This window comes from Pseudomonas sp. (genome assembly GCF_030683065.1).
Lineage (GTDB): Bacteria > Pseudomonadota > Gammaproteobacteria > Pseudomonadales > Pseudomonadaceae > Aquipseudomonas.
This window is the reverse complement of sequence record NZ_JAUXMX010000045.1, coordinates 90,325-116,180: the sequence shown is the minus strand read 5'-3', so window position 1 is coordinate 116,180 and position 25,856 is coordinate 90,325. Positions and strand designations below refer to the sequence as shown.

Genomic DNA, 25,856 nt, shown 5'->3' with positions numbered 1-25,856 from the left:
CGAATCTAGGGGGCTGAGGGGTTGAATTGAAACGATTAGCGCAGTAGCATGGATTTATACATTGTAAGTGCATGATTATGAATAAATAAATTGCAAAACGTGAATTTTGAAACGGTTTTCTGCGGGTTATTGAAAGACGCGATCAACTGAGCCTCGCCCTCCCGGAGCCGACTGGCTCCGGGTTCTCCACTCGAGACGTTATCGAGCCTGTCAAAGCAATCGGATTGCTGTTGAGTGCCCGCCTCTTGCGGGCCAGAACAGTTGCGCTGTAGTCCCACGGAAAAAACACTACAATGCGCCGCCAGTTATCTTCACCCATTGAGGCCGTGCGCATGAAATTCCGTTTTCTCCTGTGGATGTTAGGCCGCCTGATGGCCAAGGCCAGCCGTGGCAACCCGGCTTTCCAGCAGCAATTGGTCGACCGTGACATGGTATTCCAGCTGCACACCCTGGACGGTAAGGTGGCCCGCCACTTCATCGTTAAAGATCAGCGCATCAGCAGCAAGCGCGGTCCGGCCAGCCAGCCTGCCTTTGCCCTGGGCTTCAAAGATGCCGCCTATGGCTTCGCCACCATGAGCGCGAAGAACAAGCAGCTGGCGTTTATGCAGGGCATCCAGAATAAGGATATCCAGATCCAGGGCAACCCGGCGCTGGTCATCTGGTTTCAGGGCCTGACCAAGCACCTGATGCCGAAAAAGAAAACCAGCGAGAAAAAAGCCGCCTGATGATCCTCTTCGGCCCGCATCGCTAGCCGGCTCCGGTTGTATTCGCTAGGCTGGCCCTCACGTTTGCGTGGATGTCAGCTTATGCGCTTGTCGATGTTGGTCCTGTTTCTCATCAGCAATCTGGCACACGCGGGCCTGGCCAAAGTCGAAGCCTTTGCCCCGGTGTTTGAGTTGTCGGGTATTCGCCTGCTCTGTGAGCAGACTGTTCCGCTGCTTGCGCGTGGCTTGAACGAGCAGCAGCAGGCGCAACTGGGTGATGCCTTCGCCGCCGATATGCTGTGCCTTGACCTCGCCAGGCAGCTCGCCGACGCCTTCGACCAAGCCCAGCTGCAGCAGATCCAGCGCTTGCTTGACAGCCCTGTTGCCCGCCGTTTCAGCGAGGCTGAGCGTTCGGTCGGTGACAGCGAGGGGCTCGCCAGCTACCGCGAACAACTTGCCCGACGTTCACCACGCGCAGATCGACTGGCGCTGGTGCGGCGCCTCGATGAGGCGGCGCACACCAGCACCTTGGCCAGCCTGCTGCGTTACGAAGTGGGCAAGACCCAGGCGCTGCTGGCCCTCATGGCGCGTGGAGAAAGCCTTGACGAGCAGGCCTTGAGCCGCCAAACCGCGAACCAGGCCGCCGCCCTGCACACGTCGAGTGCCGAGGCGGTGGAGTCGTTCATGCTCTATGCCTATCGGCAGATGCCCAGCACGCAACTGGCCGAATACGCCGCGCTCTATGAGCAGCCGATGGTCAAGCTGTTGCTGGAACGCTGCGTGCAGGTGTTGCCGCAGCTGTTCGCCGAGCGTCGGGAAATGCTCAGGAAGGCGCCTGCCAAGTAATAGGGTGCGCCGCGTAAGCCACCGTTATGATCGTGCCCACGCGCCCTATGCGGCTGTTGACTGGCGATGGGTATCGCTGCGCTCAACCGCATCCTACACAAGCCCTACACACGCCCTACACACGCGGCCGTAACCCGGGGGCTACCAGCGACTTCAATGCGGTTAATGGAACTGCTTCGCCAGTTCGCGTAGCGCGACTTCGGCGGCGAGAACCTTGTTGACTGCTTCCTCGGCCTTCTCGCGGCTCAGGCCAAGTGTATCGAACAAGCTCTGCGGGATTTCGCAGGCCGGGCTGGCACCGATGCCGTGACTGCGCAACAGGTTGACGGCCAGGCACACCAGGTTCGGGTAGACCGCATGGGCACCCGCATATTCTGGATCATGCTGAAAGCGCAGGGCGCTGGCCAGCTCTTCGGGCATGTCCCAGTGGCGCATCAACCACGTGCCGATCTGTTCGCGGCTGATGCCCAGCAGATGCTGTTCGATATAGCTGTGCGACAGGTGCGGATTGACTTCCATGTGCCGGCAAATCAGCGAGAAGTGCGGCGGGAACACATGCGCGAGTACCAGATAGCCAAAGTTGTGCAGCAGGCCCGCGAGGTAGGTCAAGCCTGCTTCCGGGCGCTGGGCGCGGGGCATTGCGCGGGTCAGGCCTTCGATCACGGCCGCCGTGTAGATCGCCTGTTGCCAGTAGGGCGTAGCCTGTTGGGGCTGGTCTTTGGGCAGGCTGAGGGTTTTGCCAAGGGCCAGGCCCAAGGCCAGGTTGATCACCAGGTCGAAGCCGAGTACGCGGACGATGGCGTCTTCCACCGAGCGAATCTTGCCGGGAGCGGCATAGTAGGGCGATGCGGCCCAACTGACCACCTGGGCGGCCAGTGCCGGATCGGTTTCGACCACGCCCGTGATGTCGTCAATCGTGGCGTTGGGGTCGACCCGCAGTTTGATGATTTTCTGCGCAGTTTCCGCCAGCGGCGGGATCTCGATGGTTTCTTCCAGGCGTTGCTGGATCCGCCGTGCGGTAAAGGCCTGCACCGCCTGGGTGATCTCGGCGCGGTCGTCGTCCGGGCGGTCGAGGTTGGGCCGAATGTTGCTCAACGGCTCGCCGATACGCGCGGCACTGGCTTTGTTCAGCAGGCCCTTGAAGGCTTCGCTGGTTATTTCCAGAAGGATGCCAGGTTGGCCGGATTCGATGAATACACTCGGCAGCTGCAGCAGGCGTTCATCGTACAGGCAGGGCGAACTGGTCAACTGCGGCAGGCCGGGTAATACACCGAGGGCATGCTTGGCGAGCATGCGTTGCAGGCGTTCGGGTTTTACCGCGACGAGTTTGCGCCCCGTCAGCTCAGCCAGGTTATCCAGGGCGAGTAGCTGGCTTTGCGGATAGAGCACCAACAATGCGCCAACCGCATCATCAAGCAGCACGGCTTGGACGCGCTGCTCAGCGGCTAAGGTGGGGTGCTCGTGGAGCGCCCGATAGTTCAGGCCGAGCTTGTCCAGCAATTTCACGATTACCGGCGGCGCGGTCGCTGCGGTGTCTGGGGCAAAGGCTGCATCACTCATAACGACATCCGGTTCTAGGGGCGCAAGTGCCCGAATTATAAACAGCAGACCAGTGACTCAAGGCATGAGTACCCTGTGAGTTATTTCACACTTGTCCGTATTGTTGACCATGACGTAACCAGCGTTCAAGCAGCGGGCTGACATGCTGTGGCCAGTGTTCCAGCAGGGCTTGCGCAGCATCGCGTACGGCGGGCAGCAGGTCGGCATCACGCATCAGGTCGGCGACCTTGAATTGCAGCAAGCCGGTTTGCCGGGTGCCGAGCATCTCCCCTGGGCCACGCAACTCCAGGTCTTTTTCGGCGATAACGAAACCATCGCAGGTCTCGCGCATGATGCCAAGCCGTTCCCGGCCCAATTGCGAGAGCGGCGGGTGGTAGAGCAGTACGCAATGGCTGGCGGCACTGCCGCGGCCAACCCTGCCGCGCAACTGGTGCAATTGGGCCAGGCCAAGGCGCTCGGGGTTCTCGATAATCATCAGGCTGGCATTGGGTACGTCAACGCCCACTTCGATCACTGTGGTGGCGACCAGCAGTTGCAGGCGACCCTGCTTGAACTGATCCATCACCGCGGCTTTTTCCGCAGGTTTCATACGGCCGTGGATCAACCCGACATGCAGGCCGCCGAGTGCGCTGACCAGGTCCGTGAAGGTGGTCTCGGCAGCCTGGCAGGTCAGCTCCTCGGACTCCTCGATCAGGGTGCAGACCCAGTAAGCCTGGCGCCCTTCGTTACAGGCCGAACGTACTCGCTCGATCACTTCCGGGCGCCGGCTGTCGGCGATTACCAAGGTGTTTACCGGGGTGCGGCCGGGCGGCAGCTCATCAAGAATCGAGGTGTCGAGGTCGGCATAGGCGCTCATCGCCAGGGTGCGCGGAATGGGCGTGGCGGTCATGATCAACTGGTGCGGACACAGGCGTCCGCCGATGCCTTTCTGCCGTAGCGCCAGGCGCTGTTGCACGCCAAAGCGGTGCTGCTCGTCGATGATTACCAGGGCCAGTCGGGCGAACTTGACCTCATCCTGAAACAGCGCATGGGTGCCGACCACCATAGCCGCGCTACCGGCAATCTGTTCCAGCGCCGCGGCCCGGACCTTGCCCTTGAGCTTACCGGCCAGCCAGGCGACCTCGATACCCAGCGGTACCAGCCATTTAGTGAAGTTGAGGAAATGCTGCTCGGCGAGAATTTCAGTGGGTGCCATCAGGGCTACCTGATAGCCGGCCTCTAGCGCCTGGAGGGCGGCGAAGGCGGCGACCACGGTTTTGCCGGCGCCCACATCGCCCTGGATCAGGCGCAGCATGGGTTCGTCCTGACTGAGGTCATAGGCGATCTCGGTACCGACCCGCTGCTGTGCGCCGGTTGGGGCAAAGCCCAGGTTGGCGAGAAACTGCTGCGGCAAGTGTTTGGCTAGCGGCAGCGCTGGCGCCTGCTGGGCGCGCACGCTTTCGCGCAGGCGCTGCAGGGACAGCTGATGGGTTAGCAGCTCCTCGAAGGCCAGGCGGTGCTGCGCCCAGTGGCGACCTTCGGCGAGTTCATCCTGGTCGGCGTCCGGTGGCGGTCGATGCAGGTAACGAATCGCCTGATCCAGCGGGCTGAGTTGGTAGTCGCGGGCCAGTTCGTGGGGCAACCAATCCGGCAGGCTCTGCGGGCCGAGGAGGGCCAGGGCCTGCTCGCTCAAGCTGCGCAAGCGCTGCTGGGTCAGGCCTTCGGTGCTCGGATAAATCGGTGTCAGGGTCTGATCCATCGCAATCGGCTCGCTGCCCGAGAGCGCGCGGTATTCCGGGTGGTAGATCTCCAGGCCCGATGAGCCGGGGCGCACTTCGCCGTAGCAGCGCACCTGAGTGCCGCGCTTGAGGCCTTCCTTCTGCGCCTGGCTGAAGTGGTAGAAGCGCAAGGACAGGTTGCCGCTGCCATCCTGCAAGCGCACCAGCAGACTGCGCCGGCGGCCCATGACCACATCGGCGCCGACCACCGTACCTTCGACCACGGCGTCCTGACCGGGCCGCAGTTCGCCGATCGGTACGATACGGGTGCGGTCCTGGTAACGCAGCGGCAGATGGAACAGCACATCCTGCAGGGTCTCCAGGCCGACCTTGGCGAGCTTCTCGGCCAGGGCAGCGCCGACGCCTTTCAGCGCGGTGACGGAAACTGCAGCGAGCTCGGTCATGGGGCGCGCCTTAGGCGGGTTTTGCTTGCGGTTGGGCTACCGAGCACAGGCGGATCGAGTCGGCCAGGATTTCAATGGCTTTTGGCCGCGGAAAACTGGCACGCCAGGCGATGGCCACGGTGCGAAACGGTGCCGGCGGGCTGAGCGGCCGCACTTCGATAATTCCGGGGGCGTAGTGGTGGCTGTCGACCGCCGACAGCGGCAGGATCGACACGCCCAGGCCGGAGGCGACCATGTGGCGGATGGTTTCCAGCGAGCTGGATTCCACGGTGGTGTGTTGTGCGTGTTCTTCACCCCCCTTGCGCAGGCTCGGGCAGGCTTCCAGCACCTGGTCGCGGAAGCAATGGCCTTCGCCGAGCAGCAGCAGGCTCTTGTCATTGAGCAGTTTGCTGTCGATGGTCTTCATCGCCGCCCAGGGGTGCCCGGCCGGCAGCAGCGCATAGAATGGCTCGTCATACAGCGGCAGGGTCAGCACGTCGGCCTCGTGGAACGGCAGGGCGATGATGATTGCATCCAGCTCGCCGGTGCGCAGTTTGTCGCGCAGGACGTGGGTGAAATTCTCTTCGATATACAGCGGCATCTGCGCCGCCACCCGGTGCAACTGTGGAATCAGGTGGGGGAACAGGTAGGGTCCGACGGTGTAGATAGCACCGATCTTCAGTGGCGCAGCCAGCTGGTTCTTGCCGGCCTGGGCCAGCTCGCGAATACCCTGGGCTTGCTCCAGCACCTTCTGCGCCTGGGTAACGATGCCTTCGCCGACCGGGGTCAGGCGCACCGCGCTCTTGCTGCGCTCGAAGATCAAGACGCCGAGTTCGTCCTCGAGTTTCTTCACCCCCACCGACAGGGTTGGCTGGCTAACGTGGCAGCGTTCGGCGGCACGGCCGAAGTGTTGCTCTTGGGCCAGAGTGACGATATAGCGCAGTTCGGTGAGGGTCATAGTGTTTATCCATTAAGTTGCTGCCAAGCATAGCCTTTGCATTGCAATCAACCAACCGGGCTAGACTGTCTACCGATGAATTCCTGCTACCGCTGCTTTGATGGAGAGTTTTATGTCGACTAGCCCGAGTCTGTTGATTGCCGGTTGCGGCGATGTCGGTACGCGGCTGGGCCTGCGTCTGGCTGCTGCCGGCTGGACGGTGCATGGCCTGCGCCGTGCGGTTGAGAAGTTACCCGCCGCGATCCGGCCGGTTGCCGGCGATCTGCAGGCCGAGGCCTGTCCGCCGAACTGGCCGACGGGCGAACTGGATTACCTGGTGTACTGCGCGGCGGCGACCGAGCATGACGAGGCCGGCTATCGCGCCGCCTATGTTGAAGGCTTGCGTCGGGTGCTCGGCTGGTTGGCGCTGCATGGGCAAATACCCAAGCGTCTACTGTTTGTCTCCAGCAGCGGCGTTTATGGTCAGCAAGCTGGCGAGTGGGTCGACGAGTCTTCGCTGGCGCAGGCCACGGGCTTCTCTGGGCGGATAATGCTGGAGGCCGAGCAGTTGGCTCTGCACAGCGCTTCTGCCGCGAGCGTGGTGCGGCTGACCGGGATATATGGTCCGGGCCGTAAGTGGCTGCTTGGCCAGGTACAGCAGGGCTACCAGGTGGCGAGTGAGCCGCCGCTGTACGGCAATCGGATTCATGTTGACGATGCTGCCGGTCTGTTGGCATTCCTGCTGCAAGCCGATGCCCGTGGGGTGGCGCTGGATGACTGCTATATCGGCGTCGACAATGAGCCGGCTCCGTTGCACGAGGTGGTGGCCTGGCTACGTGAGCAGCTGGGTGTCAGCCATTGGGCTGAGCAGTCTACGGTGCGTCGTGCGGGCAGCAAGCGCTGCAGTAATGCCCGCCTCCGTGCCCTGGGCTGGGCGCCGCAGTATCCGAGCTACCGCGAGGGCTATGCGGCGGTGCTGGCGGCGCTTTGAGGTCATACGCATCGCGGATGCAATCGCCAGCGTTGAGATGTCGGTTAAGCGCTGTGTTGGGTTACGCGGCGTTCGGCGGGCGGCTAACCCAACCGTCATAGACTATTTGAGCGCTGCAGCGACACTAGTGGCTTGTGCGCTCAAGCCGCCAGTGCAGTTCGCCCTTGTGGTAATCGGGCATTTCATCGCTCTGCGCGCGATTGAGTGCGGTGAAGATGCTCAGGTGCTGGTCATCGCGCTCGAACAGCCAGGTCTGGCCCTGCTCAGCCAGTTGCAGCCAGATGCTGTCGGATTCGCCGCTCATCGCGGCGCAGTCGCCGGCCAGGCACAGGGCGTAGCGTTCGGTGCCGGGCAGGCCTTCAACGCGGCCGTCAGGCTGGAACAGCACCAGCCCCCCTTCGCCCAGACCTTGCATGATCGTCCAGCTGCCGCCCAGATAGGCGCCATAGAGCGCTTGCTCGAAGCTGCCGCCTAGCGGTGCGTTCGCGACTGCAGGGGTTGCCGGGCGGGCAAAGTGTTGTTCCGGCCAAGTGTCACTGGCGGCTTGTAGCAATTGGTCGCCGCTGAGGCTGAGGTATTCGTGATGGTCGGCGTAGAAGTCGACCCGCCAACCTTTGCCGGCTTCGCCGAGCAAGCGGCCTTCACCCTGCTCGAAACCGTTGCTGTAAGTGGCGAGCTGGCGTTGTGGCTGGATCCGCCACTCAAGGTTGGGGCCATAGGCGAGCAGTGCTTCGCGCAGGTTGCCGCCTTCGGTAGCGGCATCAATTGCCGCCTGATTGATCCAGGTACCGCTGGGATCGCTAGATTTCCCCGCGCAGCCGCCGAGCAGTGAGGCGCAAAAAAACACCGCGAGAAAGGCACGCATGAGGAATTCCTTGTGCAGAAAAGGGTGACGGGGCGCTGCGCCCCGCCGGGGGACTTATTCGAGTACCAGAATTGCGTCCATTTCCACTTGGGCGCCCTTCGGCAGTGCTGCTACGCCAATGGCGGCGCGGGCCGGATAGGGCTGTTGGAAATAGCGGCCCATGACTTCGTTGACGGTGGCGAAATGCGTCAGGTCGGTGAGGAAGATGTTCAGCTTGACCACGTCCTTGAACGAGCCGCCAGCGGCTTCCATTACGCACTTGAGGTTCTCGAAGACCTGTACGGTCTGTGCTTCGAAGCCTTCAACCAGTTCCATGGTCTGCGGGTCCAGCGGGATCTGCCCGGACATATAGACGGTGTTGCCGGCCTTGATCGCCTGAGAGTAGGTGCCGATGGCTGCCGGGGCCTTGTCGCTGTTGATAACGCTCTTGCTCATGGGAGCTCCTGATTGGTCGAGGTTCGGCGAGTTTTAGCCCGCCAGGGAATTGAATAAATGTGCTGAGCCCAGGCTGTATGCGTACGGTTGTGTGTTGGCTCGCTCAGGCACGTACGCGGGTGATGCGCATCACGCCTTGGAGCGCACGCAGCTTCTTGATCACCCGGGCCAGGTGCACACGGTCATGTACGCTGACTACCAGCTGCACGACGCTGATGCGGCCGTCACGCTCGTCCATGCTGATTTTTTCGATATTGCCGTCGGCGGCGTTGACGCTGCCTGCCAGCAGGGCGATCAGCCCACGCTGGTGTTCGAGTTCGATGCGCAGTTCGACATTGAATTCGCCAACCACATCCTTGGCCCAGGACAGTTGGATGCACTTTTCCGGGTTGTGGCGGATTTCACCGATGTTCCGGCAGCTGTCCAGGTGCACAACCATGCCTTTGCCCGCCGAAAGGTGGCCGACGATGGGGTCGCCGGGGATTGGTGTGCAGCATTTTGCGTAGCTCAGCACCAGGCCTTCGGTACCCCGAATAGCCAGGGGGCCTTCGGCGCTCGGCAACTGCTCACCCTCGCTGGCCAACAGGCGGCGCGCCACCACAAAGGCCATGCGGTTGCCCAGGCCGATATCTTCCAGCAGGTCCTCGATCACTTCCTGGCGGTATTCGCCGAGCACCGCTTGCACGCGCTCGGGAACCAGCTTGTCCAGGTGGCTGTTGAAACCGGTCAGGACCTTGTTCAGCAGGCGTTCGCCGAGGCTGATCGACTCGGAGCGGCGTTGCAGCTTGAGAGCGTGACGGATGTGCGTGCGCGCCTTGCCGGTGACCACGAAATTGAGCCAGGCAGGGTTCGGCCGTGCGCCCGGAGCACTGACGATTTCGACCGTCGAGCCGCTTTCCAGGGCCTGCGACAGGGGCGCCAGGCGCCGATTGATACGACAGGCGATGCAGGTGTTGCCAACGTCGGTGTGCACCGCGTAGGCGAAGTCGACTGCAGTCGAGCCTTTGGGCAATTCCATGATGCGGCCCTTGGGTGTGAACACATAGACCTCGTCCGGGAACAGGTCGATCTTCACGCTCTCGATGAATTCCAGCGAGTTGCCGGCGCGTTGCTGCATCTCCAGCACGCCCTTGACCCACTGCCGCGCGCGGGCGTGGGTGCCTTTGGGCTGGTCGACTTCGTTGGACTTGTATAGCCAGTGCGCGGCGATACCGTTGTTGGCCATTTCTTCCATTTCGCGGGTGCGAATCTGGATCTCGATGGGTACGCCATGCATGCCGAACAGCGTGGTGTGCAAGGACTGGTAGCCGTTGGCCTTGGGTATCGCGATGTAGTCCTTAAAGCGGCCGGGCAGCGGTTTGTACAGGTTGTGCACGGCGCCGAGTACGCGATAGCAGGTGTCGACCTTGTCGACGACGATGCGAAAGGCGTAGACGTCCATGATCTCGTTGAACGCTTTACGCTTGCCGCGCATCTTCTGATAGATGCCGTAAATGTGCTTCTCGCGACCGAGTACTTCACCTTCCAGGCCGTCGTGGGTCAGGCAATGGGTTAGCGATTCTTCGATCTTGTTGACGATTTCCTTGCGGTTGCCGCGGGCGCGGCGTACTGCGGCACGAATACGCTCTGAGCGCATGGGGTACATGGCCTTGAAGCCAAGGTCCTCGAACTCTATACGCATGCTGTGCATGCCCAGGCGGTTGGCGATGGGGGCGTATATTTCCAGGGTTTCCTTGGCGATGCGCCGGCGTTTCTCGCCGGACAGCACTTCCAGGGTGCGCATGTTATGCAGGCGGTCGGCCAGTTTGACCAGGATCACGCGAATGTCGCGTGCCATGGCCATGGCCATTTTCTGGAAGTTTTCGGCCTGCGCCTCGGCCTTGGTCTCGAAGTTCATCTGGGTCAGTTTGCTGACCCCGTCGACCAGTTCGGCAACGGTCTCGCCGAACTGGGTGTTCAGCGCTTCTTTGGCAATCCCGGTGTCTTCAATCACGTCGTGCAGCATGGCCGCCATCAGGCTCTGATGGTCCATGTGCATGTCGGCCAGGATGTTCGCCACCGCCAGGGGATGGGTGACGTAAGCTTCGCCGCTGCGGCGGCGTTGGCCGTCGTGGGCTTGTTCGGCATAGTAATAGGCGCGACGCACCAAGTTGACCTGGTCGTTATCCAGGTAACTCAAAAGTCGATCGGCAAAAGCATCTATGCTCGGCATGGGTAATTCCCTTGCCGATTTTTATGATTCAGTGCCTCACGACTTCGTTCAGGCATAGGCTTACAGAGGCTCGTTGGCCTCATCTTCGAAGGCAGCGAACAGCGGCTCTTCTTCGATGATTTCGTCTTGGGCGATGACGTCATAGCTCATCAGGCCAGCCGCGATTTCACGCAGTGCGACTACGGTTGGCTTGTCATTTTCCCACGCGACTTTCGGCTCTTTGCCGCCGGTGGCGAGTTGGCGCGAACGCTTGGTGGCGAGCATGACCAGTTCAAAACGGTTCTCAACGTGATCCAGGCAATCTTCGACGGTAACGCGAGCCATGGTCTTCCTCGTAGCAAAAGCAAAATAAGGCTGGCCCAGAGGGGCGAGCGGACTGAGTAGTTTAAAAAACAACCAGTATTAATGGAAGCTTTGTTTTTATCGACTATAAGCTCAGGTCATAAGCAGATCGCTCTGCGTGTGCCTTAAAGCTTACAGGGTGCCGCCGACTTTAGGCCAGCAACTCGCTGAGCAGGCCGCGATGACGCTGCTGTTGCGACTTTTGCAGCAGCTGGTTGGCGCGGAACACGGCCTTCAGGTCGCTGAGCGCGTGAGCAAAATCGTCGTTGATCAGCAGGTAGTCATATTCGACGTAATGACTCATTTCGCTGACTGCCTCGCGCATGCGTTGTTCGATGATTTCGCCGCTGTCCTGGCCGCGATTGGTCAGGCGGTGACGTAGCGCCTCCTGGGTCGGCGGCAGGATGAAGATGGACTTGGACTGGGGCATCAGGTGGCGTACTTGCTGCGCGCCCTGCCAGTCTATTTCCAGAATCAGGTCGAAACCGTCGGCGAGTGTCTGCTCGACCCAGGCTTGCGACGTGCCATAGAGGTTGCCGAAAACTTCGGCGTGCTCGAGCAGGTCGCTGTTGTCGATCATCGTATGAAACTGCTCGCGGGCGACGAAGTGGTAATTCACCCCTTCCTCCTCGCCAGGGCGCATGGCACGCGTGGTGTGCGAGACCGATACGCGGATCTGTGCCTCGCTGTCGACCAGCGCCTTGACTAGGCTGGTCTTGCCGGCACCGGACGGTGCAGAAATGATGTAGAGGGTGCCGGTGGTGATGGCCATAAGAGTTTCCTGGGACGGGCTGTTCTTTATTGGGTCTTTAAAAACGTAGCGAGCTGGCGCAGTAGTTTTTACTCGATGTTCTGCACTTGCTCGCGCATCTGTTCAATCAGCACCTTGAGGTTGACTGCGGCCTGGGTGCTGCGTGTGTCGAAGGCCTTGGAGCCGAGGGTGTTGGCTTCGCGGTTGAGTTCCTGCATCAGGAAGTCCAGGCGCCGGCCGGCTGCGCCGCCGCTTTTCAGGACACGACGTACTTCGCTAACGTGGGTGGCCAGGCGATCCAGTTCTTCGGCGACATCGCTTTTCTGGGCGAGGATCACCAGCTCCTGCTCCAGGCGCTGCGGGTCGAGTTCGGCCTGTAGCTCGGCGCTGCGGTCGAGGATTTTCTGGCGCTGTATGGCGAGCATCTGTGGTACCAGCTCGCGCAGCGCTGCGACCTCGCTGTCGATGCTGTCCAGGCGATCGTTAAGCAACTTGGCCAGGTCAATGCCTTCGCGCAAGCGGCTTTGCTTCAGTTCATCCAGCGCCTGCTTGAACAGGTTCAGTGCGGTTTTGTTGAGTGCTTGCGGGTCCGCGGCATCGGCGACCAGTACGCCGGGCCAGCTCAATACTTCCAGAGGGTTGAGCGGTGCCGGATGCTTGATCAGGCTGGCGATGCTTTCTGCGGCGGCAACCAGTTGGGCGGCGCGCTCGCGATCTACTTGCAGCGGCTTGCCGGCGCTGTCTTCGGCGAAGCGCAGGGTGCACTCGACTTTGCCGCGTGACAGGCCATTGCGCAGTGCTTCGCGCACCGCGCCTTCGAGGTCGCGGAAGCTTTCTGGCAGGCGCAGGTGCGGCTCCAGGTAACGGTGGTTGACCGAGCGCAGCTCCCAGCTCAGGGTGCCATTGGTTCCGGCCTGCTCGGCGCGGGCGAAGGCAGTCATGCTGTGGATCATGGGCGAACCTCGCGAAAAGTCGGTACGAAAGGCGCGAGATTGTAGCGCAGTGCGTCGGTCGCTCCCAATTCGGCATGTCGTTGCCGGCGCGCGCCCTCTATAATGGCGCGCAGATTTCTATCCAGAACAGGTATTCCTTGATGAAACGTCCCAGTGGCCGCAGCGCCGATCAGTTGCGCCCGATCCGTATTACCCGCAACTACACCAAGCATGCCGAAGGCTCAGTGCTGGTGGAATTCGGCGACACCAAGGTGATCTGCACGGTCAGTGTCGAGTCGGGCGTGCCGCGCTTCCTCAAGGGGCAGGGCCAGGGTTGGTTGACTGCCGAGTACGGCATGCTGCCGCGCGCTACCGGTGAGCGTAACCAGCGTGAGGCCAGTCGCGGTAAGCAGGGCGGACGTACCCTGGAAATTCAGCGCCTGATCGGCCGTTCGCTGCGCGCTGCGCTGGACATGAGCAAGCTGGGTGAAAATACCCTGTATGTCGACTGCGACGTGATCCAGGCCGATGGTGGTACGCGTACGGCGTCCATCACCGGTGCCATGGTGGCACTGATTGATGCGCTGAAAGTGATCAAGAAGCGTGGCGGCCTGAAAGGCGGCGATCCGCTCAAGCAGATGATCGCTGCGGTGTCGGTCGGCATGTACCAGGGCGAGCCTGTGCTCGATCTGGATTACCTGGAGGACTCCGCCGCGGAAACCGATCTGAACGTGGTGGTGACCAGTGCCGGCGGCTTTATCGAGGTGCAGGGCACAGCCGAGGGCGCGCCGTTCCAGCCGCAAGATTTGAATGCAATGCTGGCGTTGGCGCAAAAAGGAATAAATGAACTGTTCGAGTTGCAGCAAGCGGCACTGGCCGACTAATGCGTTGCCGCAGTCAGCACTTTAGCGAGTGCTGACTGGGCTTGCGTGTCTGCTCAGCCGTGGTATTCCATGGTTTTGTATTGGCTTTTTAACAGCCTGCTAAGGAGGGTAATAATGGACGAAAATATGCAAATCCCGGTGCCGACACCCAGTAAGGAAGCGCGCCAGTGGGCGATGTTCTGTCATTTTGCCGCATTCCTGGGGCTGGTCTTCCCGTTTGGCAATCTGCTCGGCCCATTGATTGTCTGGCAGATCAAAAAGGATCTCGATCCTTTCGTCGATCAGCAGGGCAAGGAAGCATTGAACTTCCAGATCAGCGTGGCGTTGGCGGCGGTGCTGTGTTTCTTTCTTATGGTGGTGGTGATCGGCTTCCCGCTGCTGATTCTGTTGGGTATTGGCGCTCTTGTGCTGACCGTCATTGCCGGGATCAAGGCCAATGAGGGTCAGGCCTATCGCTATCCCTTCAGCTGGCGCCTGGTGAAGTAAGCTTCATGGCAGACACAATAAAGCCGGCGAATGCCGGCTTTATTGTGTCTGCTCGTCGCATTACACGCTGAGGATCCAGTCGTAATCGACCGTCAGCGGCGCATGTTGCGAGAAGCGTGGCTGACGCGGCAGGCGCGCGGTGCGCACGCTGCGGCGCATGCCGGGGGTCAGTAATTGATAGTCAAAGCGATAACCCAGGTTGAGCAGCTCTGCCTGCTCGCTGTCCGGCCACCAGCTGAACTGGTCACCTTCGCGGCTGACTTCGCGCAGGGCGTCTACATAGCCCATGGTGCCGATGACTTCGTCCAGCCAGGCTCGCTCAGGTGCCAGGAAACCAGGTGATTGCTGGCAGTCGCGCCAGTTTTTCACGTCGATCTTCTGGTGCGCCACGTGGAGTGAACCGCAATAGATGTACTCACGGCGCTTGCGGCGCTGTTTGTCCAGGTAATGGGTAAAGTCGTCCATGAACTTGAATTTCTGATTCAAGCTCTCATCACCGCCCTGCCCGGATGGCAGCAGCAGGGTAGCGATACTTACTTTGTCAAAATCGGCCTGCAGGTAGCGCCCGTAGCGATCGGCCATTTCAAAGCCGAGGCCGCTGATTACCGCCTTGGGTTGCAACCGCGAATACAGTGCCACGCCACCTTGGCTTGGTACTTCGGCATCGCAGGCATAGAGGAAATAGCCATCCAGTTGGAAGGCTTGGTCGTCCAGCTCAAAGGCGGAGGCGCGGGTGTCCTGCAGGCAGATGACGTCGGCATTCTGTGCTTGCAGCCAACTGAGCAAACCGCGCTCGACTGCAGCATGAATACCATTCACGTTCACACTGATGATCCGCATAAATGGCCCCTAAAAACACGTGCGTGTATGATACCCGAGCTCGTCTCCAATAAGCTAAATTCCTAGCTAAATCCGTGCCGTCCGGGGCTTTTCATGCAAGCGTACCAGCGCGACTTCATTCGTTTTGCCATTGAGCGCGGTGTTCTGCGCTTTGGTCAGTTCACTCTCAAGTCTGGGCGCATCAGCCCGTACTTCTTTAACGCAGGGCTGTTTGACAGCGGTCTGGCGCTGGCCCGGCTGGGGCGTTTTTACGCCGCGGCGGTAGTGGACAGTGGTATTTCCTTCGATGTGTTGTTTGGTCCGGCCTACAAGGGTATTCCCCTGGCGGCGACCACTGCAGTGGCCTTGGCCGAGCATCACCAGCGCGATGTGCCGTGGTGTTTCAATCGTAAAGAAGCCAAGGATCACGGCGAAGGCGGCACGCTGGTCGGTGCGCCGCTCGCGGGCAAGGTGCTGATTGTCGATGACGTGATCACTGCAGGCACCGCGATTCGCGAGGTGATGCAGATTATCCAGGCCCAGGGCGCGCAAGCGGCCGGCGTGCTGATTGCGTTGAACCGTCAGGAGCGTGGCCGGGGCGAATTGTCGGCAATTCAGGAGGTCGAGCGCGACTTCGGCATGCCGGTGGTGAGCATCGTCTCGCTCGAGCTGGTGCTGGAATACCTGGCAGACGATGCCGAACTCAAGCAGTATTTGCCGGCGGTACAAGCCTATCGCACCGAATATGGAATTTAACTCCTCGTCATAGGATGCTGCCTTGATAAGCAAGCCGGTTCTGCTCAGTTGTTCACTGTTGTGCGGTTTGCTGCTGCCGATTGTTGCTGGCGCCACCGAGTTGTATCGCTATATCGATGACCACGGCGTTACCGTGCTCGGCCGTCAAGGCGTGCCACCAGAGTTTATCGGCAAGGGCTATGAGGTGCTGAATGACCAGGGACGGGTCATCAAGGTCATTCCGCCGGCCCCGAGCGCCGAGGAAATGCAGCGTTTGTTGGCCGACAAGGCCCGTGCCAGCTCCGATGCCCAGCTACTGCGGTTGTACAGCACGCCCGAGGATATTGACCGGGCGCGCGACCGCAAACTGGCCGAGGTGGACGGGTTGATCGGCGCGGCCCGTAGTAATTTGCAGGCAGCGCGCACTCAGCAGGGAAACTTGCAGAGTCAGGCAGCGGATCATGAGCGTGCTGGGCGCGCAGTGCCTGAGCACCTGCTGGTGCAGATCGACAACCAGAAAGATGAGCAGCTGCGTCAGTACAAGGAAATTGCCCGTTACCAGGACGCGCGCAAGCAGCTCCTGGCTAGTTTTTCTGCTGATCACCAGCGCCTCGGCGAGCTATTGGGCAAGCGGCGCTAACCGGCGCTCCGTGGCGGCGATTTTTTACGGTTTCGTCGCCTGGATAAGCCTAGGCGCAATCCGGGAAACTCTCTCCCGGATTACCCTGGAGCCTGCTCCATGAATAGAGGCAGGCTACGGTCTGTGCGAGCGGATGCGCTCAGTGGCGCTTGCGGTTGCAGATCTGGGTACCAACACCGCTGTCGGTGAAAATTTCCAGAAGCACTGCGTTGGGCACCCGGCCATCGATGATGTGCGCGCTGGTGACGCCGCCTTGCACCGCTTCGAGGGCGCAGCGGATTTTCGGCAGCATGCCGCCGTAGATGGTGCCATCGGCGATCAGGCCGTCGACCTGTTCGGTGGTCAGGCCGGTGAGCACCTCGCCCTGCTTGTCCAGCAGGCCGGCGATGTTGGTCAGCAGGATCAACTTCTCGGCCTTCAAGGCTTCGGCCACCTTGCCGGCGACCAGGTCGGCATTGATGTTGTAGGACTCGCCTTGCGCGCCGACGCCGATCGGTGCGATGACCGGGATGAAGTCGCCCTTGACCAGCATGTTGAGCAGGTCGGTATTGACCCCGATGACTTCGCCAACGTGGCCGATGTCGATGATTTCCGGCTGGGTCATCTCCGGGGTCTGGCGGGTTACGGTGAGCTTCTTGGCGCGAATCAGTTCGGCGTCCTTGCCGGTCAGGCCGATGGCGCTGCCGCCGTGGCGGTTGATCAGGTTGACGATGTCCTTGTTGACCTGGCCGCCGAGGACCATTTCCACCACGTCCATGGTTTGCGCATCGGTCACGCGCATGCCGTCGATGAAGTGGCTTTCGATCGACAGGCGCTTGAGCAGGTCGCCAATTTGCGGGCCGCCACCATGCACTACCACCGGATTGATGCCGACGGCCTTCATCAGCACGATGTCACGGGCAAAGTTGGTTTTCAGTTCGTCGCTTTCCATGGCGTTGCCACCGTACTTGACCACCAGGGTCTTGCCGACAAAGCGGCGGATGTACGGCAGCGCTTCGGACAGAACTTTGGCGACGTTACTGGCAGCATCACGTTCGAGGGTCATGCGGGTCTCCATGGCTAATCTCAATCAAAACGGCAAGGTGATATCGGGTGCAACGTTGAGCAGTTGGCTGCGGAATACATTCTTGATGCGTTCGAGTTCCTCTTGGCTGTCGGCCTCGAAGCGCAACACCAGCATCGGTGTGGTGTTGGAGGCCCGTACCAAGCCCCAGCCTTTTGGATAGTCGACGCGTATACCGTCCAGCGTGGTGAGGTTGGCCTCGCCCCAATGGCCGTCGCGTTGCAGCGCATCAATGATGCCGAACTTGCTCTGCTCGGTAACCTGGATATTGATTTCCGGGGTGGAAATATCGTTGGGGAAAGCGCTGAACACGTGCTCTGCATCGCGCTTGTCCTGGCTGAGAATTTCCAGCAGGCGGGCGGCACTGTAGATACCGTCGTCGAAGCCGAACCAGCGTTCCTTGAAGAAGATGTGCCCGCTCATCTCGCCGGCCAGCAATGCGCCGGTTTCGCGCATTTTCTTCTTGATCAGCGAGTGGCCGGTTTTCCACATCACCGGGCGACCGCCGTAGCCGCTGATCAGTGGGGTCAGGCGGCGGGTGCATTTGACGTCGAAGATGATGTCGGCGCCCGGGTTGCGTGATACCACGTCCTTGGCGAACAGCATCAGCAGGCGATCCGGGTAGATGATGGTGCCGTTGTTGGTGACCACGCCGACGCGGTCGCCGTCGCCGTCGAACGCCAGGCCGAGGTCGGCTTTCTCTTCCTTGACCTTGGCGATCAGGTCGACCAGGTTTTCCGGCTTGCCTGGGTCCGGGTGGTGGTTGGGGAAGGTGCCGTCAACCTCGCAGAACAGTGGGATCACTGTGCAGCCCAAGGCTTCGATCAGTCGCGGGGCGATTACCCCGGCGGCGCCGTTGCCGCAATCGACCACTACCTTCATGGGTTTTGCCATGGCGATATCGTCACGGATATGCGTGAAGTAACGCTCCAGCACATCGACCTGCTCGACCGTGCCGACACCGCTGGCCAGATCATTGTTGTCGATACGGGCCTTGAGGGCCTGAATCTGTTCATTGGCCAGGGTGTCGCCAGCGATGACGATCTTGAAACCGTTGTAATCCGGCGGGTTGTGGCTGCCGGTTAGCATGACGGCGGATTTGCCGGCGAGTATATGGCCGGCGTAGTAGACCACCGGGGTCGGCACCATGCCGACATCGCTGACGCTGCAGCCGCAGTCGAGCAGGCCTTGAATCAGCTGTTCGACCAGCTCCGGGCCGGACAGGCGACCGTCGCGGCCCACAGCAACGTTTGCTTCGCCCTGCGCCAGGCTCTGCGAGCCGATCGCGCGACCAACCCAGTAAGCGGTTTCGGCGGTCAGGCTGCTGCCGACCACGCCGCGAATGTCGTAGGCGCGGAAGATGTCAGCGGGCAGTTTTGGGGCGGTTTGCGGGGTATTCATAAGGGGTGTTTGCTCCAGTCCCAGAAGATCCAGGTCTTCGTCGAGAATGTCGATATCGAGGATATCCGTGTCTTGAAACAGCGGATCGATCAGCCCGGCTTCCTGGCCAGGTTCCGCTGTGGGCGAAGCATTGCTGGCGCTGTTGAGGTTTTCTGGTGGTTTGCTGGCGTGGCGCGATAGGCGGGCCAGGGTTTGTCTCAGGCTGTCGAGCGCCGGCAGGCTCATGCTGAAATTTTTGACGGCTTTACCGGCTGAGAGTTCGTTAACCAGTCGCTCAAGTTGCGCAGCGTCCATGCGCAGACGCTGTTGCTGGCGGCTGTAGACCAGGTACAGGCCAAGCAGGCCGCCGGCCAGAGCCAGCAGAGCAGCCAGGCCCGGCAGTATTGGGGTGATGGTCGATGCGCTCAGGCCTGGGCCTGGGGTGAAGCCAAGTTGCCAGTTCGGATTGCCGCTATTGAAGCGTTGTTCGTCGCCGTGGCCCTGGCCGCGTTGCGTCAGCACCTGGCCGGCGCTATTGCCGAATTGCTGGGTCAGTCGTAGTTGACCGACATCGGCTGGCAGGGGCGGTAAATTGGCCAGCACCCGGTCCAGCTCGACAGCCAGCAAGAGTGTGCCCTGTGCGGGTTGATCATCGCTCTGGCGCAACGCTGCGGCGCTGTAGACCAGCCAGCGCTGGCCGATCTTGTAGGCTTCTGCGGCAGGTGCCTGACCGTTTTCTACTCGGCGCAATATGTCCAATGCGGCAAAGTTCATTGGTGCGTCCCGGCCCATGTCCTGAACGGCTTCGCCGCGGGCGTTGAGGTGCGCATCGACCACGCCATCCCAGTAGCGCAGGTTACCTTCGGCCTCTCGTAGCTGTTGGCTGTCGCGGCTCTGCACTGCCTGCAGTAGCTCGGGATTGCGTGCCGCGGCACTGGTATCGGCAGCCAGTTGCAGCAACGCCTGTTGCAGCGCCGCCGCCTGGGCGCCTCCCCAGGCTTGAGTGAGTTGCTGTTGTTGCTGTTGCTGCATACCGTTGAACAGGCCAAACCAGAGCAGCGCACCGGCCAGCATCAACCCGCTGCCGACAGCCAGCAGGCCTGGGAGCAGGGCGCTGGCGGTCTGCTGACCGGTGAATCGTTGCCTGCCCGGGTTGGCGGCGGTTGCATCCTTGGCGGTGCGCTTGAAGCGTTTCATCGAACGTCTCCTTGGCGGTTCATCCTGGAAAGGGAAAGGTCACTCAGTGACTGCCGGAATGGCCAAAGCCGCCGCTGCCGCGCTGACTTTGATCAAACTGCTCGACCAGCTCGAAGTGCGCCTGCACCACCGGCACCAGGATCAGTTGCGCGATGCGCTCGCCAATGGCCATGCTGAAGGCGCTTTGCCCACGGTTCCAGCAGGACACCATCAGCTCGCCTTGGTAATCGGAGTCGATCAGGCCGACCAGGTTGCCGAGGACGATGCCGTGTTTGTGGCCAAGGCCCGAGCGCGGCAGGATCAGCGCCGCCAGGCCGGGGTCGCCGATATAGATCGACAGGCCGGTGGGGATCAGCACGGTTTGCCCGGGCTCGAGGATAAGGTCCTGTTTGAGCATGGCGCGCAGGTCGAGGCCCGCGGAGCCTGGCGTGGCGTACTGCGGCAGGGGGAAGTCGGTGCCCAGTCGCGGGTCGAGGATTTTGGCTTGTAAGGCGTGCATGTCAGGCTCTGCGGTCGGTGAATGAGGGCATCAGGCGCGGTGCAAGCGGTCAGCGATAAAGTCCACCAGCTGGCGGGCGATCTTGCCTTTGCTGGTCTGGGCGAAGCTGCTTTGCTGGAGGTCGCGATCGATGATGGTGATCGCGTTTTCTTCGCTGTTGAAGCCGATGCTCGGGTTGGCGACGTCGTTGGCAACGATCAGGTCGAGGTTCTTGTCCTGCAGTTTGCGTGAGGCATAGCCAAGCAGGTTCTCGGTCTCGGCCGCGAAGCCGACGCTAAACGGGCGATCCGCTCGGCTCGCAAGTGTCGCGAGGATATCCGGGTTGCGCACCATTTGCAGGAGCAGGCCGTCGCCACTGCTGGGGTCTTTCTTCAATTTGTGCTGCGCGACCACTTCCGGGCGGTAATCGGCGACGGCGGCGGCGGCGATCAGCAGATCGCAGGGCATGGCGGCTTCGCACGCGGCGAGCATGTCGCGGGCGCTGACCACGTCGATGCGGGTGACCCGGTCCGGAGTCGGCAAGTGCACCGGCCCGCTGATCAGGGTGACCTTGGCGCCGGCTTCGGCGGCGGCCTCGGCGAGAGCAAAGCCCATCTTGCCGGAGCTGTGGTTGGTGATGTAGCGCACCGGGTCGATGTTTTCCTGGGTCGGTCCGGCCGTGATCAGCACATGTTTGCCGGTCAATGCCTGGCTCTGGAAGCAATCGGCGGCGCATTGCGCCAGCTCGTCGGCTTCCAGCATGCGGCCCAAGCCGACATCGCCGCAGGCCTGGCTGCCTGCTGCAGGGCCAAGCAGGCGCATGCCGCGCTCGCCAAGCAGTTGGGCATTGGCCTGGGTGGCTGGGTCGCGCCACATTGCCTGGTTCATCGCCGGCGCCAGGGCAATCGGGGCGTCAGTGGCCAGCACCAGGGTGGTCAGCAGGTCATCGGCGACACCCTGGGCCAGGCGTGCCATCAGGTCGGCGGTAGCTGGGGCGATCAGCACCAGATCAGCCCAGCGCGCCAGTTCGATATGGCCCATGGCGGCTTCGGCGGCGGGGTCGAGCAGGTCCAGGTGCACCGGGTGACCGGACAATGCCTGCAGGGTCAGCGGCGTGATGAACTCACGGCCACCGCGAGTCATGACCACATGCACGTCTGCGCCCTGATCGCGCAGGCGGCGAACCAGCTCTGCGCTCTTGTAGGCGGCGATGCCGCCGCCCACGCCTAGAACGATGCGCTTTCGATATAGCCGCTGCATAGGCCTGCCTTGTATTTGGGTGGATGTACGCCGCGACTGCCTACAGGCAGATCGTTGGGCTTTTGCAGTAGGACAGAGTCCCAAGTCCGACGGGCCGTCAGGCCAGTCGCCGCGCAAAAAAGATCGGCTAAGATAACACAGCAGCCGCAGTGAAAAAGCGGCGCCAGGAGCTTGCCAGACCCCGGCCGCAGTGGCCATCCAGGTTCGGCAGGCGCAGGACTCGACATGGAGGTGTTATGAGTATTCGCGATTGGCCCGTGGCGGAGCGTCCGCGGGAAAAACTTCTGGCCCAAGGGGCTGCCACCCTGACTGACGCCGAATTGTTGGCGATCTTCCTGCGTACCGGCGTTGCCGGGCAGAGCGCGGTGGATCTGGCGCGCCATCTACTCGGCGATTTTGGTGGGCTGCGCGCCCTGATGCAGGCGGACTTGGCGTCCTTCAGCAAGCGTTTGGGACTGGGGCCGGCCAAGTTTGCCCAGTTGCAGGCGGTGCTGGAGATGGCGCGTCGGCACTTGGCCGAGCAACTGCGTCGCGACTCGGCACTGGAAAGCCCGCAGGCGGTACGCGACTACCTCAAGGCGCTGTTGCGGCATGAGCCCCACGAGGTGTTCGGTTGTCTGTTTCTCGATTCCAAGCACCGCGTGCTGGCCTTCGAGGCGCTGTTTCACGGCTCCATCGACAGTGCCAGCGTCTATCCCCGTCAGGTGGTCAAGCGGGCGCTGGCGCACAACGCCGCGGCGCTGATCCTGACCCATAACCATCCTTCTGGCGTAGCAGAGCCTAGCCAGGCGGATCGGGTGCTGACCAAACGCCTCAAGGAAGCGCTGGAGTTGGTCGATGTGCGGGTGCTCGATCACTTCATCGTCGGCGACGGCGAGCCGCTGTCGATGGCCGAGTACGGCTGGTTGTAGGTGGACTGGGCAGCGCGGCGGTGTCCGGCTGGACTTCGGCGGTGCGCCAGTGATCGCCTGTCGGCACCCTGCGACTCGGCCGGTGGTCGGGTCGCCAGGCGCACACAGAGCGGCTCAGGGGTTCAAACGCACCTTGGCGAAATCCTGGCGGCCGAAGGGGCTGACCTGATAGCCCTCGACTTCCTTGCGGATCAGGGCATAAGCCGTCGGATGAGCGAGGGGCAGCCACAGCGCCTGCTGCTGGATGATCCGCTGCGCTTCTTTGTAGATCTGGCTGCGCTGCGCCTGGTCGCTGACGGTCTTGCCATCGGCGATCAGCTTGTCCAGTTGCGGGTCGCAATAGCGGGCGAAGTTCAGTCCCGATTCGAGCGAGGCGCAGGAGAATTGCGGCGTGAGGAAGTTGTCCGGGTCGCCATTGTCGCCAGCCCAGCCCATAAATAGCAGATCGTGTTCGCCGGCCTTGGCGCGACGGATCAGTTCGCCCCATTCAATCACGCGGATCTCTGCCTGAATGCCGACTTTGCCCAGGTCAGCCTGCAGCAACTGGGCGCCCAGACTCGGATTTGGGTTGAGCAGGCTGCCGCTGGGGCGCGTCCAGATGGTGGTCTTGAAGCCATCTGGCAGGCCTGCTTCGGCCAGCAGGGCGCGCGCCCGGTCCGGGTCATGGGCATAGCCGGGCAGTTCTGCGGCGTAGCTCCAAGTGTTGGCGGGGTAGGGGCCGTTGGCTGCTTCGGCACTGTTCTCGAACACTGCTTGCAAGTAGCTGGCCTTGTCGAATGCCAGGTTGATCGCCTGGCGTACGGCGGTTTTATCCAGCGGGGCATGCTGGCTATTGATACCGACGAAGGCGGTCATGAAGGCGGCGGTGTGCACGCTCTTCAGCTCGGCATCGGCGGCGCTGGTCTGCACGTCCTGCGGTTTGGGCGAGAGGGCGATATGGCACTCGCCGCGGCGCAGCTTCTGCAGGCGCACATTGGCATCCGGGGTGATGGCGAACACCAGGCTATCCACCGCGGGCTTGCCGGCAAAGTACTCGGGGTTGGCGTCATAGCGCACCACTGCATCTTTCTGGAAGCGCTTGAAGACGAAGGGGCCGCTGCCGATTGGCTGGCTGTTGAGTCGCTGCGGATTGCCAGCGGCGAGCAGTTGCTCGGCGTATTCGGCGGAATAAATCGAGGCGAAGCCCATGCTCAGAGTAGCCAGGAACGTGGCGTCGGGGCGGTTCAAGGTAAAGCGCAAGCGGTGCTCGTCGAGCTTGTCGATACTTTTTATCAAGCTAGGCAACTGCATCGATTGGGCGTGCGGGTAGCCGCTTGCAGCAACGTTGTGCCAAGGGTGCTGAGGGTCGAGCATGCGTTGGAAGCTGAACACTACATCGTCTGTGGTCAGTGGGCGGCTGGGGCTGAAGTAGTCGGTTTCGTGGAAGGCGACATCCTCGCGCAAGACAAAGCTGTAACTCAGGCCGTCTTCGCTGACGTCCCAGCTTTGCGCCAGGCTGGGCAGTAACTGGCCGCTGCTGGCGTCAAATTCCACCAGGCGATTCATCAGCACATCGGCCGAGGCGTTGGTGGTGGTCAGTGAGTTGTATTGCACAACGTCGAAGCCATCCGGACTGGCCTCTGTGCAGACACTGAGCGTGGCTGCCTGAGCCAGTAGTGGGCTGAGCAGGCCGGTCAATAGCAGCGTTCGGGTAGCGAGGCGCATGACAAACTCCTTGAGAGTGCGGTGCGCGCCTACCGGCGCGCCGACAAAGGGTTACCCTAGACGATAACGCGCGGCCAGAACAGTGGACTTGCCGACGAGCGGTAGGCTGCTTGCTCCGCCTGCACTGGCGGCCTGGAAGTCGATGTTTCGCGACGCGCATGCGTTTCGAAAGTACGCTCGGCCTTGTTGCACGTCAGGCTTTCTGGTATAAAGCAGCGCTCTTTTGTAGGGGCCCGGTACTTGCGCTTTGCAGTGCAGCTGGTAAGACCCTCGAGATACGCGGCGCCGAGCGCCAATGATATTGAGTTTATGCGGCCAACCCATGCCGGGTTGGGCATGTGGTTTTAGAGGGCTGAGGCATGTCGAGAGTCTGTCAAGTTACCGGTAAGGGTCCGGTAACTGGGAATAACATTTCCCACGCAAACAACAAAACCCGTCGTCGTTTCCTGCCGAACCTGCAGCATCACCGCTTCTGGGTCGAGTCCGAGAATCGTTTCGTGCGTCTGCGCGTTTCTGCCAAGGGCATGCGCTGCATCGACAAACGTGGTATTGACGTCGTTCTGTCCGAGCTGCGTGCTCGCGGCGAAAAGGTTTAAGGAGTAAGTCATGCGCGAACTGATCCGTTTGATCTCGAGTGCCGGTACTGGTCATTTCTACACTACCGACAAAAACAAGCGCACCACGCCGGACAAAATCGAAATTAAAAAATTCGATCCGGTTGTACGCAAGCACGTGATCTACAAGGAAGGCAAGATCAAGTAATTGATCTGCGCCTTTGTTGAAAAAGCCCGCCTCATGGCGGGCTTTTTCATGGCTTGAGTTTATATCCAGGCCGTCTGGTGAGGCCGCCGTGGCTGATCTGTAGCGCATGTCCCGGGCGGCAAGCCGGTGGAGGCTTGCCCCTGGGTACGCGCAGCGTGGCTGTCGCCGAAAAAGCCCGCTCGGCACGGGCTAAAGGCTGACACATGGGGCAGTCAGCGTGGCCCTTGCTCGAAGATCACGTAGACCTTGCGGCAGGCTTCCAGCACTTCCCAGGTGCCAGAGAAGCCGGCGGGAATAACGAAACGGTCGCCAGTACGTACGGTCTTGGCGTTGCCGTGTGCATCGCGCAACACGGACACGCCCTCGAGGATTTCGCAGTACTCGTGCTCACTGTAATTAACGGTCCACTGGCCTACCGCGCCTTCCCAGATACCGCTGTTGAACTGCCCGCAAGGGCTGCCGTAGTGGTTGCGCACGCTTTGCTCTGGGTCGCCCTTGAGGATTTTTTCCGGTGCCGGGCGATAGTGCTCAGGTGCAGTGCTGGCTTGGGCGAAGTCGAGGATCTGTTCGATTGTCATACGGGGGTTCCGGTGGTGGACGGTTAACGGGTGTGGCAAATCGAGTCGGCGAGTTTTCCACGCGGGTATCAAGCGACGCCTGTGCTGCAACCAGGGCCGGTGAATACATGCCTGCGGCGTTACCCGGCAGGCGTAGTTTGGCCCTGAGTTGAAAATCGGTGGTAACTGTCGAGACTGTTGGTTTTTCTATTCGTTTGCGCAGTGTTGCTGATTGTTCGTTCGCGCAAAATAGAGGACGCTGGGC

At 61.3% G+C, this 25,856-nt stretch carries 26 protein-coding genes; 10 read left to right on the top strand and 16 right to left on the bottom strand.

From position 1 onward, the window contains the following. The first annotated feature begins 332 nt into the window (after positions 1-332). Together Q8K09_RS14970 and Q8K09_RS14965 are read left to right on the top strand one after the other, a co-directional pair. Complete coding sequence (locus Q8K09_RS14970; protein WP_305255769.1) at positions 333-725, top strand: helicase; 393 nt, start codon at positions 333-335, stop codon at positions 723-725. A gap of 81 nt (positions 726-806) precedes the next feature. After that, positions 807-1,550: a hypothetical protein gene (locus Q8K09_RS14965; protein WP_305255768.1), complete on the top strand. Its 744-nt coding sequence runs from the start codon at positions 807-809 to the stop codon at positions 1,548-1,550. Between the two features lie 162 nt (positions 1,551-1,712). On the opposite strand, the gene Q8K09_RS14960 is transcribed toward Q8K09_RS14965, so the two are convergent. From Q8K09_RS14960 to Q8K09_RS14950, 3 genes are all read right to left on the bottom strand, one after another. After that, positions 1,713-3,110 carry an aminoacyl-tRNA deacylase and HDOD domain-containing protein gene (locus tag Q8K09_RS14960; protein ID WP_305255767.1) on the bottom strand — a complete coding sequence of 466 codons (1,398 nt, stop codon included), beginning with the start codon at positions 3,108-3,110 and terminating at the stop codon, positions 1,713-1,715. An 85-nt stretch (positions 3,111-3,195) separates the two neighbouring features. After that, entirely contained in the window at positions 3,196-5,271 is a 2,076-nt protein-coding gene (gene recG, locus Q8K09_RS14955; protein ID WP_305255766.1) for an ATP-dependent DNA helicase RecG, read from the bottom strand. 10 nt (positions 5,272-5,281) lie between these two features. Continuing rightward, positions 5,282-6,208: a hydrogen peroxide-inducible genes activator gene (locus Q8K09_RS14950; RefSeq protein WP_305255765.1), complete on the bottom strand. Its 927-nt coding sequence runs from the start codon at positions 6,206-6,208 to the stop codon at positions 5,282-5,284. 112 nt (positions 6,209-6,320) lie between these two features. On the opposite strand from Q8K09_RS14950, the gene Q8K09_RS14945 reads away from it, so the two are divergent. After that, complete coding sequence (locus tag Q8K09_RS14945; RefSeq protein ID WP_305255764.1) at positions 6,321-7,178, top strand: SDR family oxidoreductase; 858 nt, start codon at positions 6,321-6,323, stop codon at positions 7,176-7,178. 124 nt (positions 7,179-7,302) lie between these two features. Here Q8K09_RS14945 and Q8K09_RS14940 read toward each other — a convergent pair whose 3' ends face one another. The 6 genes from Q8K09_RS14940 to Q8K09_RS14915 all read right to left on the bottom strand — a co-directional run bounded on the left by Q8K09_RS14940 (position 7,303) and on the right by Q8K09_RS14915 (position 12,736). Further along, a complete protein-coding gene (locus tag Q8K09_RS14940; RefSeq protein WP_305255763.1) occupies positions 7,303-8,043 on the bottom strand; it encodes a hypothetical protein in 741 nt (246 codons plus the stop codon). Positions 8,044-8,097: 54 nt separating this feature from the next. Next, positions 8,098-8,478 (bottom strand): RidA family protein, encoded by a 381-nt coding sequence (locus Q8K09_RS14935; protein WP_305255762.1) that lies wholly within the window; start codon positions 8,476-8,478, stop codon positions 8,098-8,100. Positions 8,479-8,581: 103 nt separating this feature from the next. Then, a complete protein-coding gene (gene spoT, locus Q8K09_RS14930; RefSeq protein WP_305255761.1) occupies positions 8,582-10,690 on the bottom strand; it encodes a bifunctional GTP diphosphokinase/guanosine-3',5'-bis pyrophosphate 3'-pyrophosphohydrolase in 2,109 nt (702 codons plus the stop codon). 60 nt (positions 10,691-10,750) lie between these two features. After that, positions 10,751-11,014 (bottom strand): DNA-directed RNA polymerase subunit omega, encoded by a 264-nt coding sequence (gene rpoZ / locus Q8K09_RS14925; protein ID WP_305255760.1) that lies wholly within the window; start codon positions 11,012-11,014, stop codon positions 10,751-10,753. Positions 11,015-11,183: 169 nt separating this feature from the next. Beyond that, positions 11,184-11,804 carry a guanylate kinase gene (gmk, locus tag Q8K09_RS14920; protein ID WP_305255759.1) on the bottom strand — a complete coding sequence of 207 codons (621 nt, stop codon included), beginning with the start codon at positions 11,802-11,804 and terminating at the stop codon, positions 11,184-11,186. Between the two features lie 68 nt (positions 11,805-11,872). Continuing rightward, on the bottom strand, positions 11,873-12,736 hold the full coding sequence (locus tag Q8K09_RS14915) for a YicC/YloC family endoribonuclease (RefSeq protein ID WP_305255758.1): 864 nt from the start codon (positions 12,734-12,736) through the stop codon (positions 11,873-11,875). A 140-nt stretch (positions 12,737-12,876) separates the two neighbouring features. Between Q8K09_RS14915 and rph the strand changes: the two genes are divergently transcribed. Next, positions 12,877-13,599, top strand: coding sequence for a ribonuclease PH (gene rph, locus Q8K09_RS14910; protein WP_305255757.1), 723 nt, complete (start codon positions 12,877-12,879; stop codon positions 13,597-13,599). A 114-nt stretch (positions 13,600-13,713) separates the two neighbouring features. Beyond that, a complete protein-coding gene (locus tag Q8K09_RS14905; RefSeq protein ID WP_305255756.1) occupies positions 13,714-14,085 on the top strand; it encodes a DUF4870 domain-containing protein in 372 nt (123 codons plus the stop codon). A gap of 60 nt (positions 14,086-14,145) precedes the next feature. On the opposite strand, the gene Q8K09_RS14900 is transcribed toward Q8K09_RS14905, so the two are convergent. After that, positions 14,146-14,925: an exodeoxyribonuclease III gene (locus Q8K09_RS14900; RefSeq protein WP_305255755.1), complete on the bottom strand. Its 780-nt coding sequence runs from the start codon at positions 14,923-14,925 to the stop codon at positions 14,146-14,148. Between the two features lie 93 nt (positions 14,926-15,018). Between Q8K09_RS14900 and pyrE the strand changes: the two genes are divergently transcribed. Both pyrE and Q8K09_RS14890 read left to right on the top strand, forming a co-directional pair. Beyond that, positions 15,019-15,660: an orotate phosphoribosyltransferase gene (gene pyrE, locus Q8K09_RS14895; RefSeq protein ID WP_305255754.1), complete on the top strand. Its 642-nt coding sequence runs from the start codon at positions 15,019-15,021 to the stop codon at positions 15,658-15,660. A gap of 25 nt (positions 15,661-15,685) precedes the next feature. After that, on the top strand, positions 15,686-16,279 hold the full coding sequence (locus Q8K09_RS14890; RefSeq protein WP_305255777.1) for a DUF4124 domain-containing protein: 594 nt from the start codon (positions 15,686-15,688) through the stop codon (positions 16,277-16,279). A gap of 139 nt (positions 16,280-16,418) precedes the next feature. Here Q8K09_RS14890 and argB read toward each other — a convergent pair whose 3' ends face one another. The 4 genes from argB to coaBC are packed head-to-tail and all read right to left on the bottom strand — an operon-like array spanning position 16,419 to position 21,657. Then, entirely contained in the window at positions 16,419-17,324 is a 906-nt protein-coding gene (gene argB / locus Q8K09_RS14885; protein ID WP_305255753.1) for an acetylglutamate kinase, read from the bottom strand. A gap of 24 nt (positions 17,325-17,348) precedes the next feature. Next, complete coding sequence (locus tag Q8K09_RS21340; RefSeq protein ID WP_370869545.1) at positions 17,349-19,919, bottom strand: phosphomannomutase/phosphoglucomutase; 2,571 nt, start codon at positions 19,917-19,919, stop codon at positions 17,349-17,351. A gap of 43 nt (positions 19,920-19,962) precedes the next feature. Next, positions 19,963-20,418 carry a dUTP diphosphatase gene (gene dut / locus Q8K09_RS14875; protein WP_305255752.1) on the bottom strand — a complete coding sequence of 152 codons (456 nt, stop codon included), beginning with the start codon at positions 20,416-20,418 and terminating at the stop codon, positions 19,963-19,965. 30 nt (positions 20,419-20,448) lie between these two features. Next, positions 20,449-21,657 carry a bifunctional phosphopantothenoylcysteine decarboxylase/phosphopantothenate--cysteine ligase CoaBC gene (gene coaBC, locus Q8K09_RS14870; RefSeq protein WP_305255751.1) on the bottom strand — a complete coding sequence of 403 codons (1,209 nt, stop codon included), beginning with the start codon at positions 21,655-21,657 and terminating at the stop codon, positions 20,449-20,451. Positions 21,658-21,893: 236 nt separating this feature from the next. Between coaBC and radC the strand changes: the two genes are divergently transcribed. After that, positions 21,894-22,568, top strand: a complete 675-nt coding sequence (gene radC / locus Q8K09_RS14865; protein ID WP_305255750.1) for a DNA repair protein RadC — start codon at positions 21,894-21,896, stop codon at positions 22,566-22,568. A 114-nt stretch (positions 22,569-22,682) separates the two neighbouring features. Here radC and Q8K09_RS14860 read toward each other — a convergent pair whose 3' ends face one another. Then, positions 22,683-24,272: an ABC transporter substrate-binding protein gene (locus Q8K09_RS14860; protein WP_305255749.1), complete on the bottom strand. Its 1,590-nt coding sequence runs from the start codon at positions 24,270-24,272 to the stop codon at positions 22,683-22,685. A 359-nt stretch (positions 24,273-24,631) separates the two neighbouring features. Here Q8K09_RS14860 and rpmB point away from each other — a divergent pair, with 359 nt between their 5' ends. Both rpmB and rpmG read left to right on the top strand, forming a co-directional pair. After that, positions 24,632-24,868, top strand: a complete 237-nt coding sequence (gene rpmB / locus Q8K09_RS14855) for a 50S ribosomal protein L28 (protein WP_090240685.1) — start codon at positions 24,632-24,634, stop codon at positions 24,866-24,868. Positions 24,869-24,878: 10 nt separating this feature from the next. Then, entirely contained in the window at positions 24,879-25,034 is a 156-nt protein-coding gene (gene rpmG, locus Q8K09_RS14850) for a 50S ribosomal protein L33 (protein ID WP_007894709.1), read from the top strand. 212 nt (positions 25,035-25,246) lie between these two features. Here rpmG and Q8K09_RS14845 read toward each other — a convergent pair whose 3' ends face one another. Beyond that, positions 25,247-25,612, bottom strand: a complete 366-nt coding sequence (locus Q8K09_RS14845) for a cupin domain-containing protein (RefSeq protein WP_305255747.1) — start codon at positions 25,610-25,612, stop codon at positions 25,247-25,249. Between the last annotated feature and the right edge of the window lie 244 nt (positions 25,613-25,856).

Bases quoted from the DNA above. Each gene is read 5' to 3' on its own strand.
- Q8K09_RS21340 (WP_370869545.1), bottom strand. From the start codon at position 19,919: ATGAAACGCTTCAAGCGCACCGCCAAGGATGCAACCGCCGCCAACCCG.
- Q8K09_RS14950 (WP_305255765.1), bottom strand. From the start codon at position 6,208: ATGACCCTCACCGAACTGCGCTATATCGTCACTCTGGCCCAAGAGCAA.
- pyrE (WP_305255754.1), top strand. From the start codon at position 15,019: ATGCAAGCGTACCAGCGCGACTTCATTCGTTTTGCCATTGAGCGCGGT.
- spoT (WP_305255761.1), bottom strand. From the start codon at position 10,690: ATGCCGAGCATAGATGCTTTTGCCGATCGACTTTTGAGTTACCTGGAT.
- radC (WP_305255750.1), top strand. From the start codon at position 21,894: ATGAGTATTCGCGATTGGCCCGTGGCGGAGCGTCCGCGGGAAAAACTT.
- dut (WP_305255752.1), bottom strand. From the start codon at position 20,418: ATGCACGCCTTACAAGCCAAAATCCTCGACCCGCGACTGGGCACCGAC.
- gmk (WP_305255759.1), bottom strand. From the start codon at position 11,804: ATGGCCATCACCACCGGCACCCTCTACATCATTTCTGCACCGTCCGGT.
- Q8K09_RS14845 (WP_305255747.1), bottom strand. From the start codon at position 25,612: ATGACAATCGAACAGATCCTCGACTTCGCCCAAGCCAGCACTGCACCT.
- Q8K09_RS14960 (WP_305255767.1), bottom strand. From the start codon at position 3,110: ATGAGTGATGCAGCCTTTGCCCCAGACACCGCAGCGACCGCGCCGCCG.
- recG (WP_305255766.1), bottom strand. From the start codon at position 5,271: ATGACCGAGCTCGCTGCAGTTTCCGTCACCGCGCTGAAAGGCGTCGGC.
- Q8K09_RS14940 (WP_305255763.1), bottom strand. From the start codon at position 8,043: ATGCGTGCCTTTCTCGCGGTGTTTTTTTGCGCCTCACTGCTCGGCGGC.
- Q8K09_RS14965 (WP_305255768.1), top strand. From the start codon at position 807: ATGCGCTTGTCGATGTTGGTCCTGTTTCTCATCAGCAATCTGGCACAC.
- rpmG (WP_007894709.1), top strand. From the start codon at position 24,879: ATGCGCGAACTGATCCGTTTGATCTCGAGTGCCGGTACTGGTCATTTC.
- Q8K09_RS14915 (WP_305255758.1), bottom strand. From the start codon at position 12,736: ATGATCCACAGCATGACTGCCTTCGCCCGCGCCGAGCAGGCCGGAACC.
- Q8K09_RS14970 (WP_305255769.1), top strand. From the start codon at position 333: ATGAAATTCCGTTTTCTCCTGTGGATGTTAGGCCGCCTGATGGCCAAG.
- argB (WP_305255753.1), bottom strand. From the start codon at position 17,324: ATGACCCTCGAACGTGATGCTGCCAGTAACGTCGCCAAAGTTCTGTCC.
- rph (WP_305255757.1), top strand. From the start codon at position 12,877: ATGAAACGTCCCAGTGGCCGCAGCGCCGATCAGTTGCGCCCGATCCGT.
- Q8K09_RS14905 (WP_305255756.1), top strand. From the start codon at position 13,714: ATGGACGAAAATATGCAAATCCCGGTGCCGACACCCAGTAAGGAAGCG.
- Q8K09_RS14935 (WP_305255762.1), bottom strand. From the start codon at position 8,478: ATGAGCAAGAGCGTTATCAACAGCGACAAGGCCCCGGCAGCCATCGGC.
- rpoZ (WP_305255760.1), bottom strand. From the start codon at position 11,014: ATGGCTCGCGTTACCGTCGAAGATTGCCTGGATCACGTTGAGAACCGT.
- Q8K09_RS14900 (WP_305255755.1), bottom strand. From the start codon at position 14,925: ATGCGGATCATCAGTGTGAACGTGAATGGTATTCATGCTGCAGTCGAG.
- Q8K09_RS14860 (WP_305255749.1), bottom strand. From the start codon at position 24,272: ATGCGCCTCGCTACCCGAACGCTGCTATTGACCGGCCTGCTCAGCCCA.
- Q8K09_RS14945 (WP_305255764.1), top strand. From the start codon at position 6,321: ATGTCGACTAGCCCGAGTCTGTTGATTGCCGGTTGCGGCGATGTCGGT.
- coaBC (WP_305255751.1), bottom strand. From the start codon at position 21,657: ATGCAGCGGCTATATCGAAAGCGCATCGTTCTAGGCGTGGGCGGCGGC.
- rpmB (WP_090240685.1), top strand. From the start codon at position 24,632: ATGTCGAGAGTCTGTCAAGTTACCGGTAAGGGTCCGGTAACTGGGAAT.